Source organism: Vibrio sp. 10N.261.51.A4 (assembly GCF_041471945.1).
Classification (GTDB): Bacteria; Pseudomonadota; Gammaproteobacteria; order Enterobacterales; family Vibrionaceae; genus Vibrio; species Vibrio crassostreae_C.
The window spans coordinates 33095-50289 of record NZ_JBFRPJ010000001.1 but is presented as its reverse complement, the minus strand read 5'-3'; the positions used below and the strand labels follow the sequence as shown (position 1 = coordinate 50289).

General features: G+C 44.9%; 12 protein-coding genes. 4 read left to right on the top strand and 8 right to left on the bottom strand.

The window, feature by feature from the left end:
- Positions 1–67: 67 nt before the first annotated feature.
- Positions 68–1480 (top strand): phosphoglucomutase/phosphomannomutase family protein, encoded by a 1413-nt coding sequence (locus tag AB4384_RS00200; RefSeq protein ID WP_372128664.1) that lies wholly within the window; start codon positions 68–70, stop codon positions 1478–1480.
- Positions 1481–1630: 150 nt separating this feature from the next.
- Here AB4384_RS00200 and AB4384_RS00195 read toward each other — a convergent pair whose 3' ends face one another.
- The 6 genes from AB4384_RS00195 to AB4384_RS00170 all read right to left on the bottom strand — a co-directional run bounded on the left by AB4384_RS00195 (position 1631) and on the right by AB4384_RS00170 (position 8040).
- Entirely contained in the window at positions 1631–2659 is a 1029-nt protein-coding gene (locus tag AB4384_RS00195; RefSeq protein ID WP_102394603.1) for an ABC transporter ATP-binding protein, read from the bottom strand.
- Positions 2659–4284: an ABC transporter permease gene (locus tag AB4384_RS00190; protein ID WP_372128662.1), complete on the bottom strand. Its 1626-nt coding sequence runs from the start codon at positions 4282–4284 to the stop codon at positions 2659–2661. Before AB4384_RS00190 ends, AB4384_RS00195 begins: the two co-directional genes overlap by 1 nt.
- Positions 4285–4528: 244 nt before the next feature.
- A complete protein-coding gene (locus AB4384_RS00185) occupies positions 4529–5542 on the bottom strand; it encodes a Fe(3+) ABC transporter substrate-binding protein (RefSeq protein WP_102319893.1) in 1014 nt (337 codons plus the stop codon).
- A 295-nt stretch (positions 5543–5837) separates the two neighbouring features.
- Positions 5838–7067, bottom strand: a complete 1230-nt coding sequence (locus AB4384_RS00180; RefSeq protein ID WP_017059420.1) for an ammonium transporter — start codon at positions 7065–7067, stop codon at positions 5838–5840.
- Between the two features lie 27 nt (positions 7068–7094).
- Positions 7095–7433 carry a P-II family nitrogen regulator gene (gene glnK, locus AB4384_RS00175; RefSeq protein ID WP_004738200.1) on the bottom strand — a complete coding sequence of 113 codons (339 nt, stop codon included), beginning with the start codon at positions 7431–7433 and terminating at the stop codon, positions 7095–7097.
- A 238-nt stretch (positions 7434–7671) separates the two neighbouring features.
- Positions 7672–8040, bottom strand: coding sequence for a YacL family protein (locus tag AB4384_RS00170; RefSeq protein WP_019824378.1), 369 nt, complete (start codon positions 8038–8040; stop codon positions 7672–7674).
- Positions 8041–8171: 131 nt separating this feature from the next.
- On the opposite strand from AB4384_RS00170, the gene AB4384_RS00165 reads away from it, so the two are divergent.
- From AB4384_RS00165 to AB4384_RS00155, 3 genes are all read left to right on the top strand, one after another.
- A complete protein-coding gene (locus tag AB4384_RS00165) occupies positions 8172–9326 on the top strand; it encodes a sugar diacid recognition domain-containing protein (protein WP_017066809.1) in 1155 nt (384 codons plus the stop codon).
- 127 nt (positions 9327–9453) lie between these two features.
- The gene (locus AB4384_RS00160) at positions 9454–10719 is read left to right on the top strand and encodes a GntP family permease (protein WP_017059423.1); all 1266 of its coding nucleotides are present in this window, start codon (positions 9454–9456) and stop codon (positions 10717–10719) included.
- Between the two features lie 16 nt (positions 10720–10735).
- Positions 10736–11869: a glycerate kinase gene (locus AB4384_RS00155; protein ID WP_372128661.1), complete on the top strand. Its 1134-nt coding sequence runs from the start codon at positions 10736–10738 to the stop codon at positions 11867–11869.
- 101 nt (positions 11870–11970) lie between these two features.
- On the opposite strand, the gene acnB is transcribed toward AB4384_RS00155, so the two are convergent.
- Positions 11971–14559 carry a bifunctional aconitate hydratase 2/2-methylisocitrate dehydratase gene (gene acnB / locus AB4384_RS00150; protein WP_017059425.1) on the bottom strand — a complete coding sequence of 863 codons (2589 nt, stop codon included), beginning with the start codon at positions 14557–14559 and terminating at the stop codon, positions 11971–11973.
- A gap of 272 nt (positions 14560–14831) precedes the next feature.
- Positions 14832–17165: a patatin-like phospholipase family protein gene (locus AB4384_RS00145; RefSeq protein ID WP_372128660.1), complete on the bottom strand. Its 2334-nt coding sequence runs from the start codon at positions 17163–17165 to the stop codon at positions 14832–14834.
- Positions 17166–17195 lie beyond the last annotated feature (30 nt).

Sequence of the window (17195 nt, the reverse complement as noted above, 5' to 3'; positions counted from 1 at the left end):
ATTTAACGAACAGCTCTTGTCTCAAGTCTTTACAGGCTTGAGACAATGAGACTAAAAGGATTTTCTAATGATTAAATTTGGTACAGGTGGCTGGCGCGCTTTCATTGGTGAGGAGTTCACTAGAGAAAACGTCCGTTTGGTAGCGCAAGCACTCGCTAACATCATCAACAACGAAGATGCAGCCAAGAATGGGTTTGTGATCGGCTATGACCGTCGTTTCCTTTCCGATAAAGCCGCATGTTGGTTTGCAGAAGTACTTGCGGCGAACAACATCAAAGTAAGCTTCATCGATAAGTTTGTTCCAACACCTATCGTGATGTTCCAAGCAAAAGAGATGGGATGCACCTACTCGGCGTGTATTACCGCCTCTCACAACCCAGCCGATTACAATGGCATCAAGGTATTCATTGAAGGTGGCCGTGATGCTGATGAGATCATCACAGAGAAGATCGAACAGCAAATCGCAACACTGACCAACGAAGATATTATTCGTGTCGATTTCGAGCAAGCGTTGAATGACAAAGAGATCGAAATCATCAACCCGATGAACGCCTTTGTTGATTCCATCATTAATGCCATCGATATTGAATCGATTAAGAAAGCGAATCTACGCGTGCTGATCGACCCAATGTTTGGTGTGGCGAAAAACGCTCTGCAAACGGTTCTTATCAACGGTCGTTGTGATGTCGACGTAATCAACGATGGTAAAAACCCAGACTTCGGTGGCCTAATGCCTTCTCCTAGCGCAGCAACGCTCTATCGCTTGAAGCACTTAGTTGCAGCAGAAGGCTATGACATTGGTATTGGTACTGATGGCGATGCCGACCGTTTGGGAATCATCGATGAGAAAGGTCACTTCATTCACCCTAACGAAGTACTACTCCTACTTTACTACTACTTGCTGGAATACAAAGGTTGGAAGGGCTCTGTCGTTCGTAACATCGCAACCACACATCTACTGGATAAAGTCGCGGCGGATCATGGTGAGAAGAGCTTTGAGGTTCCTGTAGGCTTTAAGCACATCAGCTCACAAATGGAGGCCGATGACTCTCTGATTGGCGGCGAAAGTTCGGGGGGTTTAACCATTCGTGGTCATATCAGAGGTAAGGATGGCGTATTTGCTTCAAGCTTACTGGTTGAGATGATCAGTGTGACAGGCAAGAAGCTGTCTGAATTACTTGATGAGATTTACTCTAAATATGGCTATGCCTACACCGCAGAAGGCGATTATAAGTTTAAACCTTCAGAGAAAGAAGCGCTCTACACTAAGATCTACGTCGAGAAGCAACTGCCTGAATTTGAATACGAAATTGAAAGAGTCAGCTATGAAGATGGTGCCAAGGTGTACTTCAAGAATGGCGGCTGGGTCATTGCTCGCTTCTCAGGAACAGAGCCGTTACTACGAATCTTCGCAGAAATGGAAGATAAAGACACTGCAGAACGTGTTCTTCAAAAAGTGAAAGACTTCCTCTCTCTATAGGCTTATAGAGTGCAGCAGTTTTGTATGGGACTTAACAAATCACTGCCTTGTTAAAGCCTATAAGTGAAGAACTCTTGCCCAGTACTTTGATTAAAGTGCTGGGCTTTTTTATCGCGATTCTTGTAACGATTAGTATCGCGTTATATCTCTTTAAAAAGCCAATACGCCTTTGGTATCGACTTTTACATTGACCGGCATACCCACTTCAAGTGCTTCTGACGAGGTTGCTAATAACTTCTGACCATGCGCTTCGATTACATAACGACAGTGATCACCCATAAATTGCTGTTCTAGCACCGAAATAGCACTATCTTGCTCGTAACTTGCTTGGATATGCTGGGGCCTTAGCAGAAGCTCACATGTATTGCCGAACTCAATCTCCGTTTGCGGTTTGGCTTCAACCATACCCAAACTGGTTTCAAATTCATGCTCCGAAATACGCTGTGCCTTTAAGTAGCTACCGCCACCCAAGAAATCAGCAACGAACTTACTCGAAGGGTGGAAATACAACTCAGATGCCGAACCATACTGTTCAATCACACCATGGTTCATCACAGCCATCTTATCTGCAAAAGCAAATGCCTCTTCGCGACTGTGAGTCACAAAAATAGCGGTCACACCCTGCTTCTTAAAGATCTTACGAATTTGAGAAATCAGCTCATGACGAACTTGAGTGTCAATGTTCGAGAATGGTTCATCTAACAGCAGTAAGTCAGGCTTGTATGCCAAAGATCGGGCAATCGCAACACGCTGCTGTTGACCACCAGAAAGTTGATGCGGGTATCGTTCACCATACTCATCTAAATGAACCAACTCTAACATCTCTTGAACTTTCTCTTTCTTTTGCTGCTCTGAGAGTTCTTTTAGTCCAAAGCCAACGTTCTGGTTGACCGTCAAGTGCGGGAACAGAGCGTAGTCTTGGAAAATCATACCGATATTTCGTTGCTCCGGTGGCAACCAATTATCGCCATCATCGATGGTTTGACAGTTTAAACTCATTACGCCACTACTCAATGGAAGCAGGCCAGCAATCGCCTTAAGTAAGGTGGTTTTCCCGCAACCACTTGCACCAAGAAGACAAACAATTTCACCATGCTCAACTTCTAACGAGAGCGCTTCCAAGATGGTTTGCGACTCATACTTACAAGTCAGATCTTTAATTGATAATGCACAACTCATTAGTGTTTCTGCTCCAAAGAACGGTTTACGATGATCAGAGGAATTAAACCTACTAACACCAGTAATACAGCAGGCATCGCCGCCAATTCGAGGTGCTCATCTGAGGCATAGTTATAAACATAGGTCGCTAATGTTTCGAAGTTGAAAGGACGCAGCAGCAATGCCGCATTTAGCTCTTTCATTGATTCGATAAACACCAGTAAACCGGCGATCAGCGCGCCGCGTTTAATCAAAGGTAAATGAACACGACGTAACATCTGGTTGGTATTGCAACCCATGGTTTTAGAAGCCATATCCAATGAAGGAGATACTTTACTCAAGCTACTTTCAATACTGCCAATCGCCACTGCAGAAAAACGCACCACCATTGCAAAGATAAGCGCAAACATGGAACCAGAGAAAATCAGCCCCGGACGTCCCCACTCCATCACTTTGGCAATATCATTGACTAAGTGATCCATGAACAAAACAGGTACCATCACACCAATCGCTAACACGGTGCCTGGGACGGCATAGCCCATCGAAGCGAGGCGCATATAAGCCTGATTCTTCTTACTCGGACTAACGCGTTGGTTAAAGTTAACAATCATCGCGATAATCACGCCAATAATCGCAGCAGCTACCGAAACGTAAAGGCTGTTGATGGCATATTCTCTGAATTCAGGGGTCCAGCTTTGAGCAAAATATTTGTAGGCGTAAATAATGAGCTGGCCAAGAGGGAATAAGAACGCAACGCAAACTAGTCCCCAGCACCAGAATAGTGCCAGCCATTTTTTCCAACCAGAGAGGTTGTAACGAAAATCTTCGCGGCTGCTGAACTGGTTCTGGAATAGCTTCTGCTTACGGCGACTGTATCGCTCTGAGCTCAATAATAGGATCACGATAACCAGCATGATTGCCGATATTTTCGCAGCTGCCGTTAAGCTTGAGTAGCCTAGCCAAGTATCATAAACCGCAGTCGTTAAAGTATTTACCGCAAAGTAACTCACGGTACCAAAGTCACCGATGGTCTCCATAGCAACAAGCGATAAACCGACAGCCATTGATGGACGAACAAGTGGTAAGGAGATACGACGGAAGCTTTCCCAAGGAGAGCATTTTAGCAAACGAGCAGATTGTAATAAGGAGACGTTTTGCTCCATAAATGCCGCGCGGCACAGCAAATAAACATAAGGATAGAGAACGAGAGACAGAACAATAATAGCGCCGGATAAGGTTCTAATATCCGGGAACCAATACTCACCGGGTCCCCACCCAGTAAGATCTCGCAGTAGAACCTGAACAGGGCCGGCAAAGTCGAACCAATCGGTAAAGATATAGCCAACAATATAGCCTGGCATTGCTAATGGCAGGACGAGTGCCCACTGCAAAACACGCTCTCCCGGAACACGGCACATTGCCATAACCCAGGCCGACGGAATACCAAAAACTAAAGACAGAAACATGGTTCCTATGACTAAAACCACCGTGTTGTAGGCATAGGTAGGCATCACCGTGGACATCAGATGAGAAAATAGCTCATCTGTTTCTCCAACAGCCGTCGTAAAAATCGCTAAGATCGGTAAAACCAGTAATACAGCAATAATGCCGCTACTGGTGTTCCATAAATAATTCTTTTCTTTCATCGCCTAACTACAACGAGGCTTAATGAAACACAAATGCATTTGCAAATACATCTCATATCCTTTTAATGGTGGGGTTATTTATACCCATATACTCTAATGACTTCAAGGTGAGATGCTAATAACTCAAGGGATCAACGGGGTGCTTTGTATCAAAAAGTGATTTTCCAATAACAAACAACCCCAAGTAACCAAAATGGCGACTTGAGGTTGTCATTTTACTTAGGCCGGAGCCTACCGTAATAAATTATAGATCGAACTTAACTTCGTCTAATAGCTTGATTGCAGCCGCGTGGTGGTTTGCAATTTCATCTAGAGAAATAGTATCCGCTTTGAACTCGCCCCATGAAGCAACAAGCTCAGAAGGTTTAACATCAGCTTTCACTGGGTATTCATAGTTCACTTCTGCATACATGCTTTGTGCTGTGTTACCCGATAGGAATTCCATTAGCTTAACGGCATTCTCTTCGTTTGGAGAGTATTTAGCCATTGCCATACCAGAGATATTCACGTGAGTACCCGTTGTCTCTTGGTTAGGGAAGTTAATGTAAACAGCGTCAGCCCAAGCTTTTTGCTCTTTATCGTTAACCATCTTGCCTAGGTAGTAGCTGTTACCAAGAGCAACATCACATAGGCCTTCTTTAATCGCTTTAACTTGTGCACGATCGTTACCTTGAGGCTTGCGTGCTAGGTTAGCTTTTACGCCTTCTAGCCACTCTTTCGTTTCAGCTTCACCTTTGTGAGCAATCATCGAAGATACTAGAGAAACATTGTATGGGTGCTTACCACTACGAGTACAGATTTTGCCTTTAAATTCAGGCTTAGTTAGATCTTCGTAAGTGAACTCTTCACCTAGACGACCAACACGGTCACGTGAAGAATAAACGCTACGTGTACGAGTTGTTAGAGCGAACCACTCGTTATCTGTATCTTGGTATTGAGCTGGGATGTTCTTTTCAAGTACATCGCTTTCTACAGATTGAACCAGACCTTGTTTAGTTAGCTCAGATAGACGGCTGATATCTACAGTTAAGACAACGTCAGCTGGGCTGTATTCACCCTCTTGAGCTAACTTCTCTGCTAAACCTTTTTTAGCAAACTTAACGTTTACTTTAATACCAGTCTCTTTTGTGAACTCTTTGAACATTGGCTCAACAAGGAAAGGTTGACGGTAAGAGTATACGTTTACTTCTTCCGCAGCCATTGCTGTCGGGGCAATTACACCACACGCTAGAGCTGAAAGTGTTAGCAGTTTCTTCATTGTAAAATCCTTTATATCGAAATGATAATGTCTATCAGTTGCGTTATTATATTCATCATTAATATAATTACAATGACGACCAACAAAAAATCCGTCTACTCAGACCATTCAAACTCTCACTTTTGTAACAAACCATTTCAACTTTGTGTCTTGTCGTTCCCCTTAAACAATGAGCCTAACTTCAACGTTCGTGTTTATATATTGTGCAACCGTAAATACAACAAAGCCCCGCAACAAGAGTTGCGGGGCTTTCTTTGTCCAACCTAACCCATTCAGATTAGGCGACGACTGTTGATTATTTTACTGATACAAACTCAGGGTAAGCGCCGACACCACAATCGTGCATGTCCATACCTTCAAGTTCTTCATCTTCCGTTACTCGGATACCGATTGTTGCTTTAAGCACCGCCCATACTGCTAGGCTAGCACCGAATACCCATGCAAAGATGACTGCTGCACCCATTAGCTGAGCACCAAACGTTGCATCAGCGTTGCTTAGTGGCACAGCCATTAGACCGAAGAAACCACATACACCGTGTACAGAGATAGCACCTACTGGATCATCAATCTTAGCTTTGTCTAGAGCGATGATGCTGAATACAACCAATGCACCAGATACCGAACCAATCGCTACAGCAAATAGAGGTGATGGTGATAGAGGGTCTGCAGTGATTGCTACTAGGCCAGCTAACGCGCCGTTAAGAATCATTGTTAGGTCTGCTTTACCCCAAGTTGTTTTACATACTAGTAGTGCTGCAATTGCGCCTGCTGCTGCTGCTGCGTTGGTGTTAAGGAAGATTTGACCTACTGCTGTTGCGTTCTCAAAATCCGAAACCATCAGTTGAGAACCGCCGTTGAAACCGAACCAACCGAACCAAAGGATAAATGTACCTAGCGTTGCAAGTGGCATGTTTGAACCAGGAATCGGGTAGATTTCACCGTTCTTACCGTATTTACCTTTACGAGCACCTAGTAGTAGAACACCAGCTAACGCTGCTGCTGCACCAGCCATGTGTACGATACCTGAACCTGCGAAGTCACTGAAACCCGCTTCTGATAGGAAACCACCGCCCCAAGTCCAATAACCTTCAACAGGGTAAATGAACGCTGTTAGTACTACAGAGAAGATTAGGAATGACCAAAGCTTCATACGCTCAGCAACCGCACCAGATACTACAGACATTGCTGTTGCAACGAATACTACCTGGAAGAAGAAGTCTGATTCTAGAGAGTGGTCTGCGCCTTCACCTTGTGTACCAATTAGAGTACCAAATGATGGCAACCAACCGCCTTCACCGTTGTCGACATACATGATGTTGTAACCAACCACTAAGAAAGCAGTACAAGCAATTGCGTACAAACAGATGTTCTTAGTTAAAATTTCTGTGGTGTTCTTTGAACGAACTAGGCCAGCTTCTAACATCGCGAAGCCTGCTGCCATCCACATTACCAACGCACCTGAAATGAGGAAGAAAAAAGTGTCTAGTGCGTAACGTAGTTCCGTTACTGTTGTTGTAAGTTCCATATTAAAGTCTCCAGTCCTTGTAATTCTTTAAAGTGCTTCAGCATCCATTTCACCAGTACGAATTCGTACGGCTTGGCTTAGGTCATACACAAAAATTTTGCCGTCGCCGATTTTTCCGGTGTGTGCCGCTTGGCTAATCGCTTCGACAACTCGGTCAACATTCTCAGCTTGGGTAGCAATCTCTAGCTTCACCTTTGGTAGGAAATCCACTTGGTACTCTGCACCACGATACAATTCAGTATGTCCCTTCTGACGACCAAAGCCTTTCACTTCAGAAACAGTCATACCTTCAATACCCACATCAGAGAGCGCTTCGCGTACATCGTCTAATTTGAATGGCTTAACAATGGCATTTATTAATTTCATATTCGTTCCTTAAATTCTTACTTAATCCGTTAATTCTCTTATTACAATCCAAGTAGCGTGCCAAAAAGTTAAGTGCTTGATTTTAAATAAGATGAAGATAATAAGGTCGTAATAACGAAAAAGGCCGCACCAACATGGTGCAGCCTTTTCACTATCTTAATGCGCGATGCTCTTATTGCTCCAGTTTTGGGCAACGGAGCCTTCAAAGCTCTGAATGACTAACAAATAGGTCTTAGGACTAGTAACCTAAAAAATCCATCCAGCGTTCGATGAGCAGTTCGAAATCGTCGATTCCACAGCTTGCTTGGCTTTCACAGTTATAGAAGTCGAACTCACTGCCCTCTTCCATCTCTTGCTCATGCGCTAACACGTTTTCTTGAATCGTTACTTCGTCTTCATTAATCGCAAGGCTAATCTCTTTGCCAAGCAACGTCACTTCATTGCTCAAGTCCTGTCGAGATTGCTCAATCAACGCCATCACATGATCTAATTTTTGCTTATCTTTACCGATCTCTTCTTGAAGCCAACGGCCAACAATCTCATGGCCCATGCTGCATTTCACATAGTATTCACCCATTAGAGTGTTTCTAGTAAATTCAAACTCCATAACTCAACCTATACTGCATTAATACTCAAGCGATACTATTTCTGAGTATACCATTGTCTTGTCAGAAACGAGCGTATTGACGAATTTATCGTTACGATCCAACCTACACAGTCAATGAAGAGGAGGGCTCTATGCAGTTGAACGAAATGATTGCCAAACAAATTGTCGAACGAACCATGAAGATCATCCCACACTCGATTAATGTGATGGATAATAAAGGTCGCATTATTGGATCCAGTGATCCTACTCGCTTATACCAAAAACATGAAGGAGCGGTACTTGCCATCACCGAATCACGAGTCGTTAATATTGACGAAGCCACTGCCGAACACCTAAAAGGGGTTAAGCCTGGAGTTAATTTACCGATTCTATTTCAGGATAATGTCATTGGGGCGATTGGGGTTTCTGGGACACTGCAGCAAGTTCATCATTTTGGTGAGCTGGTGAAGATGACCGCTGAGCTTATTGTTGAACAAGCTGTACTTATGTCTCAAGTAGAATGGAATAAGAGGCATCGTGAAGAATTGGTATTGCAATTAATCCGAGGTAGCACGCTTAATGACATGCAACTGCAATCCATCGCACAGCGTCTGGATCTCGACCTTGCACAACCGCGGATTGCCGCCATCGTCAAGGTGTTACCGATAGGAGACACTGCGCCTTCATTGGAAAACTTACAGCAATTAGTACATTTACTTGAATATCCCGAGCGCGATAATTTAGTCGGTATCTTGTCTGTTTCACAAAACGAAGTGGTGGTACTCAAGCCTATAACCCTGATAGGGAACAGCTGGTCCAAGGATGCAGAAGCCAAGCGCGTGAAATTGCTACTCAAAAGAATAAAGAAAGAAGCTAAGTTTCAAATCAAGATTGCGCTTGGGGATTACTTTACCGGACTTTCTGGTTTAGCACGCTCATATGATACCGCTGAGCTCACTATGCGCAGTGTCGGTAACCGCCCCGGAGACATGTTTTTCTATCAAGACTATCGACTGCCGGCCATTATGAGTAGCCTGTTACAAGATCCATGGATTCGTGAGCAACTGGAGCAGTCTTACCTACATCTTCAACAACAGGACAGTAAAGGGATACTGATCAAAACTTTGAAGACATATTTAAAGCAGAACTGTGATTCAGCTCTCACCTGTAACGAACTACATATCCATCGCAATACGCTACGCTATCGAACAGACAAGATAAACCAAATAACATCATTAAATATCAACAATATAGACGATCTATTTCAACTCTACATTGCAATAAATCTATTCCACTGGTCGAGCTAAAAAATGTGCAACTGCACAATTTAAAAGGACCGATTTGAGCACTTATTTGTAGAGAATGACAAAGACTTACCAACCCTATATCTTTATATTTGCCGAAAATGACACATCGTTATCTGGGAAATAGAACATGATTGAAGTTTCAACTCTTGGCGCACTTTCAGCATTGATTGTTGCTATCGCGCTCATTCTTAAAAAAGTGCCACCCACCTACGGCATGATCATCGGTGCTTTGGTTGGCGGCGTGGTTGGCGGCGTTTCTCTCACCGAAACCGTTGAGTTAATGATAGGTGGTGCCCAAGGGATCGTCACTTCAGTGATGCGAATTCTCGCCGCTGGTGTGTTGGCCGGCGTACTAATTGAATCAGGGGCGGCTACCTCGATTGCAGAATCCATCATCAAAAAAGTAGGCGAAACTCGCGCCTTACTTGCTCTTGCCATTGCGACCATGATTTTAACCGCTGTTGGCGTTTTCGTTGATGTGGCCGTTATCACGGTTTCTCCTATTGCACTGGCTATTGCTCGCCGCGCAGACCTTTCTAAAACCGCGATCCTTTTGGCGATGGTGGGCGGCGGTAAAGCAGGTAATGTCATGTCGCCTAACCCAAATGCCATTGCGGCGGCTGATGCGTTCAATGTTCCGTTAACCTCTGTGATGGCTGCAGGCGTGATTCCGGGTCTATTTGGGCTGCTTTTCGCCTACTTCTTGGCAAAGCGCCTCGTCAATAAAGGTTCAAAAGTAGCGGAAAGTGAAGTGGTCAAAGCGGATCAAAGTTCACTGCCAAGCTTTTCTTCTTCAATCGTTGCACCGTTAGTGGCTATTGCCCTACTCGCGCTGCGACCACTCGCTGATATCAATGTTGATCCTCTAATTGCATTACCCTTGGGTGGATTGCTGGGTGCACTGGCTATGGGTCGCTTCAAACAAGCCAATAGCTTTGCGGTTTCAGGCTTGTCACGTATGGCACCGGTTGCTGTAATGCTACTGGGCACAGGAACCATTGCAGGCATCATTGCTAACTCAGGACTAAAAGCTGATCTGATTGAAGTGCTGACGATGTCTGGGCTGCCTTCTTACTTACTTGCTCCGTTTTCTGGCGCACTGATGGCACTATCAACCGCATCGACAACTGCCGGAACAGTAGTGGCATCGAATGTATTTGCCAGCACCATTCTTGAGCTAGGTGTTCCAGCTCTCGCAGGCGCAGCAATGATCCACTCTGGTGCGACAGTACTTGACCATATGCCACATGGTAGCTTCTTCCATGCCACGGGTGGTGCGGTACATATGAGTATTCATGAACGTCTAAAACTCATCCCTTATGAGTCAGCGGTCGGTCTTGTTATCGCCTTCGTCTCAGTAATGATCTTCGGTGTATTTGGTCTGTTTGTTTAAGTTTAAAGGTATCAAAATGAAAATTGTAATTGCTCCTGACTCATATAAAGAAAGCCTATCAGCAATGGGCGTTGCTCAAGCGATTGAAGATGGCTTTAAACAGCTAATACCAAACGCCGAATACGTAAAATTACCAATGGCTGATGGTGGTGAAGGCACAGTACAATCTCTGGTGGATGCGACCAATGGCTATATCATCCAACATCCAGTGATTGGTCCATTAGGTGAAATTGTCGAAGGCTTCTACGGTATGTTCGGTGACGGTAAAACTGCCATTATTGAAATGGCGGCCGCTTCCGGCCTAGATTTAGTCTCTCCAGAACAACGTAATCCACTAAAAACCACTACCTATGGTACGGGTGAGTTGATCAAAGCCGTATTAGATAAAGGTGTTGAGCATATTATTATTGGCATTGGTGGTAGTGCGACCAATGATGGTGGCTTAGGAATGGCTCAAGCGCTAGGCATTCGTATGCTAGATGCAGAGGGTCACGAGCTGGTGTTTGGTGGTGGTGAAGTGTCAAAACTGACAACCATTGATCTCACCAACCTCGACCCACGCCTACAAAACGTACGCTTAGAGGTCGCTTGTGATGTCGATAATCCATTATGCGGACCAAAAGGGGCATCACAGGTATTCGGTCCGCAAAAAGGCGCAACACCAGAAATGGTTGAGCTGTTAGATGCTAACCTTGCTCATTATGCCAGTATCATGAAAAACCAGTTAGGCGTCGATGTCATTGATCTCCCTGGTGCTGGCGCGGCAGGCGGTCTAGGCGCGGCACTTGTTGGCCTGTTAAATGCGGAGCTTCGCCCTGGTATTAACATCGTAATGGACGCCGTCAATTTAGATGAAATAGTCTCAGATGCTGATCTTGTGATTACAGGAGAGGGGCGCATTGATAGCCAAACCATTCATGGCAAAACACCGATTGGTGTCGCTCGCACAGCCAAAAAACATAAACTGCCTGTCATCGGTATTGCCGGCTGTCTAGCCAGTGATTGTGGTGTGGTTCATGAGCATGGTATCGACGCGGTATTTGCGGTAGTGAACCGTTCAGTAGACTTGCCGACAGCTTTGGCTGAAGCGGCTGAAAATATTGAACTTACTGCTCGCAATGTTGCAGCAATGTATACGATTAAGCACTAATCGAGCTCTCTGTAAGCTAAAAGCAATTTTCGCTGTATGCTAAAAGCAATTAAGGCCGCTATTCACAGCGGCCTTAATTATATTTACAACAAAATCAGACGTTACGCAGGCTCTTGGAAGATAACCGTGTCTGCTTTTTCCGTGTACTGACCCATTTTATGGAAGTTCAGGTAACGGTATGTATCAGCAGCGGTTGCATTAATCTTCTCAGCGTACTCTAAGTACTCTTCTTTCGTTGGGATGCGACCTAGAATCGCGCCAACAGCAGAAAGCTCAGCAGAAGCCAGATAAACGTTCGCGCCATTACCTAAGCGGTTCGGGAAGTTACGCGTTGACGTCGACATAACCGTCGAAGCATCAGCAACACGAGCTTGGTTACCCATACATAGTGAACAGCCAGGAGTTTCGATACGTACGCCAGCACGACCGAAGATGCCGTAGTAGCCTTCTTCTGTCAGTTGGTCTTTATCCATCTTCGTTGGCGGAGCCACCCATAGGCGAGTATTTAGCGAGCCGTTAAACTCTTCTAGCATCTTACCAGCGGCACGGAAGTGGCCGATGTTGGTCATACAAGAACCGATGAACACTTCTTGAATCTCTGTGCCTTGAACGTCAGATAGAAGACGAGCATCATCTGGATCGTTTGGTGCACATAGGATTGGTTGATCGATATCAGCAAGGTCAATCTCGATAACGTGCGCGTATTCCGCATCTGAATCAGCAGACAGCAACTCAGGGTTAGCTAGCCACTCTTCCATTGCTGTAATACGACGCTCAATCGTACGAACATCACCGTAACCTTCAGCGATCATCCACTTCAGCATCACGATGTTCGAGTTCAAGTACTCAGAGATAGACTCTTCAGAAAGCTTAACGGTACAACCTGCAGCAGAACGCTCAGCAGATGCATCAGAAAGCTCAAATGCTTGCTCAACAGATAAGTGCTCAACACCTTCAATTTCTAGTACACGACCAGAGAATTCGTTGATCTTACCGGCTTTCTCTACCGTTAGTAGGCCTTGCTTGATGCCGTAAAGAGGAATGGCATGTACTAGGTCACGTAGCGTGATACCCGGTTGCATTTCACCTTTAAAGCGAACCAAGATAGATTCAGGCATATCAAGAGGCATAACGCCTGTTGCTGCAGCAAATGCTACCAAGCCAGAACCCGCAGGGAATGAAATACCTAGAGGGAAACGAGTATGCGAGTCACCACCTGTACCTACAGTATCAGGAAGAAGCATACGGTTTAGCCATGAGTGGATAACGCCATCACCCGGACGAAGTGAAACACCCGCACGATTCATGATGAAATCAGGTAGCGTATGGTGAGTGTTTACATCGACTGGTTTAGGGTATGCCGATGTGTGACAGAAAGACTGCATTACAAGGTCTGCAGAGAAACCAAGACACGCCAGATCTTTAAGCTCATCACGAGTCATAGGACCGGTCGTATCTTGAGAACCGACTGTCGTCATTTTAGGTTCACAGTACTGACCAGCACGAACACCTTCAACGCCACATGCTTTCCCAACCATCTTCTGAGCTAGCGTGTAGCCTTTATCAGATGCAGATGGATCGATTGGTTTAGCAAACAGATCCGTTTCAGCTAGACCTAGAGCGTCACGAGCACGACCCGTTAGACCACGACCGATGATCAGTGGAATACGGCCACCAGCACGCACTTCATCAAGAAGTACTTTGCTTAGCTCAAAGTTTGAGATCACAGAACCGTTCTTGTGAACAACACCTTCGTACGGGTAGATATCAATGATATCGCCCATGTTCATGTCTTGTACGTTCAGTTCAATGGGTAGTGCGCCTGAATCTTCCATTGTGTTGTAGAAGATTGGTGCAATTTTACCACCAAGACAAACACCGCCAGTACGCTTGTTTGGTACGAATGGGATATCTTCACCCATGAACCAAAGTACTGAGTTTGTTGCCGATTTACGTGAAGAACCTGTACCAACAACATCACCAACGTAAGCCAGTGGAATGCCATCTTTTTGCATTTCTTCAATTTGTTTGATTGGACCAACGCTACCCTGTTCATCAGGAGTAATGCCATCACGTTCCATCTTCAGCATCGCTTTCGCGTGTACTGGGATGTCAGGACGTGACCATGCATCAGGCGCTGGAGATAGGTCATCGGTGTTCGTTTCACCAGTGACTTTAAATACTTTTACTGTGATTTTTTCTGCTACTTTATCTTTCGCTGTAAACCATTCAGCATCAGCCCAAGATTGAAGTACTTGTTGTGCAGCAGCATTGCCAGCTTTCGCTTTCTCTTCTACGTCATAGAACGCATCGAACATCAGTAGAGTATGAGATAGCGCTTTAACAGCGATTGGAGCAAGCTCAGCATCGTCTAGTAGAGATACTAGAGATTCGATGTTGTAACCGCCTTGCATGGTACCAAGCAGTTCTGCAGCTTTTGCTTTGCTTACTAGTGGCGAAGCTACTTCACCTTTAGTGATAGCCGTAAGGAAGCCAGCTTTTACGTAAGCAGCTTCATCTACACCCGGTGGAATGCGATTTTCTAGTAGGTCAAGAATGATTTCTTCTTCACCTTGAGGTGGATTCTTCAGAAGTTCAACTAGGCCAGCTACCTGCTCAGCATCTAGTGGTTTTGGAACAACTCCTTCGGCAGCACGTTCTTCGACGTGTTTACGGTAGGCTTCAAGCACGACTTTTTTCCTCTCATTGCGGTTCACTTCTTCCCTTCATAATTGTTAGTAAAATAAAGAAGTGAACATCCTTGGAAACTTGGCTCTCCATTGCCATTTTTGTCATTCAATTTGTATTGATGAGCGGCGTCATAGAGGCCAAACTGTGGGCGGTAGAATAGCAAATTTAACGTTAAATTAAAATCTTATCATTTTGACCAACATAGCAAGTTAAGACGAAAGTCCCACTATTTTTGCCTAATTACGCACTTAAATGGCGACTCTGCGCATGATTATTTGTAGGACGTACCTACAATCAGATACACCGAATCGAAATTATCTTCGGTTCGGCCATAAGCTAAAATGATCGGCCCGATTGGAGAATCAACACCCGCGAAAACAGAACCCGCGGTGTACATTGGCGCTTCATCAATACTCAAATCATTGTTCGACCAAACACCACCATGCTCAATGGATGCGCCCACGTAGAATGGTGATTCAAAGAGTCCGAAGTCATTTTCAAACCACTTATAACGATAAGTAAGACTGGTATAAGCCAAGTTCTGACCAATCATACTGTTCCTTGGAATACCTGACAGGTTTAAGAAGCCACCAAGCTCTTTAGGATCAATAGGGAAAATCGAATTTTTGCTCTCTACAATGCCGTAATCAACCTTTCCGACTAAAGTATGTCGTTCATAACTTTTTGCAGCCATGAAATTAGCCGAAAATTCGTAAACAGTATCGCTTTCAGCCGCTAGCTCCGGGCTATCTCCAGACGTGTTGTCCTCAAAATCATCATGAGAAACAAGGTACTCAAGATCAACAAAGTAACCTTCCGTTGGCAAACTAAAATTATCTAAAGTATCGAGTCGATAACTAATAAACGCACCTATACGTGCATACGCTCCGTTACCAAAAGATGGTAGCGAAGAAACCTCAAAATCCCCATCAGTATAACGAGCACCAAATTTCAGTTCTTGCCACAAGGTAGGCTGATAGCCTAAAGCCAATTCACTAACATATTGACTATAAGTCAGTGGAACATAGTTTATAGTCGCATCTAATGTCGGCTCTCCAACCTCCCCCTCAACCACTGGCAAGTTTCTGTTTTCCTTACTGTAAACAATCGATGCAGAAGTAAACAGCTTTTGACTCGAAAAGAATGGCGAGTAAAGTTCCGCTTCAATTCGCTTGTCCGTTCCCATCTCGATATTGGTTCTTAGCTCTGCACCATGCTTATTAATATCAGTAAAGTTGGCTGAGACACCGAGCGAGTACTGACTGGTAGTCGAGAAATCATCTTCAAGAAAGAATCGAAAGTTGAGGTAGTTTGGGCCCCAAGATTTTTCGTTCACATCGACCAGCAGTTGCTCCTCGCTATCTACCGTGTCAAATTCATAAGTCACCAACTCGAATCTATCTAGCGCATAGAGGTCTTGTACTTTAGATTCAATTTCACTGGTCTTCAGAATCTCACCTGAATCAAGGTTTAAACGGTTTTCGATCAGCTTATCGGAATAGTGGGTATTGTTATTGATAACAACTCGGTCAACGACGGTCTCATCGCCGTGTTTTAGCTGTCTGCGCGCTTTTTGTTTGTCCTCGATATAATGCTGATAATCGGCATTTGAGAGCGATAGCTTAGAAAGTTCATCAGTATGCTGCTTAGCAGCTTCATAGCCCGCGAGGAAAGCCGATGGCATTTTATCAAATTCTGTCGTCTCCATTTCCCCAACATCTGGGCGCAGGAAGACATCATCGTCTGTGAGTGTTTCAGCTTGCTCTTGGGTGCTGCGTTGAACAAGATAATTAGAGAGTTGGTCAGCTGCGGCTAGAAAATTCGTGAAGTCTTCTTTGCCTTTGTAATTGGTACTGATATCCACCGCAATGACAATGTCTGCACCCATCGCTCTGGCTACGTCGACGGGCATGTTATTGGTGACACCACCATCAACCAGCATTCGACCATCGAGGTCATAAGGGGGAAGCGCGCCGGGAACTGACATACTCGCCATCATGGCATCAACAAGGTGGCCATGATCGATGACCACCTCTTCAAGTTCGATAATGTCAGTTGCGACTGAACGGTATGGGATAGCAAGATGGTCGAAAGAATCGAATGAGGATAGATTACCCGTGGTCTCACGCAGAATACGCAACATATTCTGGCCTTGCACCACCCCTTTCCTTGCTTTGATTTCGCCCCAACCTAAGCCGAGATCGGTGTTCAGTTGGTAGCGGTCTTCATATTCTTTGTCACGTACGCGGCGATCACTACGGTTAACGCGATCACGATAACCGCGATTCCAATCAACCGTATAAATAAAGCTCTCGATCTCGTCTGCGCTCATCCCTGTCGCATAAAGACCACCAACGTATGAGCCCATACTGGTACCGGTAATGTAATCAACCGGGATTTGCATCTCTTCTAGAGCTTTAAGCACACCAATGTGAGCTGCACCTTTTGCCCCACCACCAGCAAGAACGACAGCAACGGTTGGCCTTTTATGAGCTTGTTCAGCCTGCTGAGATTGATCAATCTGTGTCGCGGTGGATGCAAACAGCTGAAAACTGATCACAGTACCGACAACACCTAAGCCACTCACTAACCAACGAGAAATCATTATGTTAACTGTCCTTGTCATTCTTTCTTG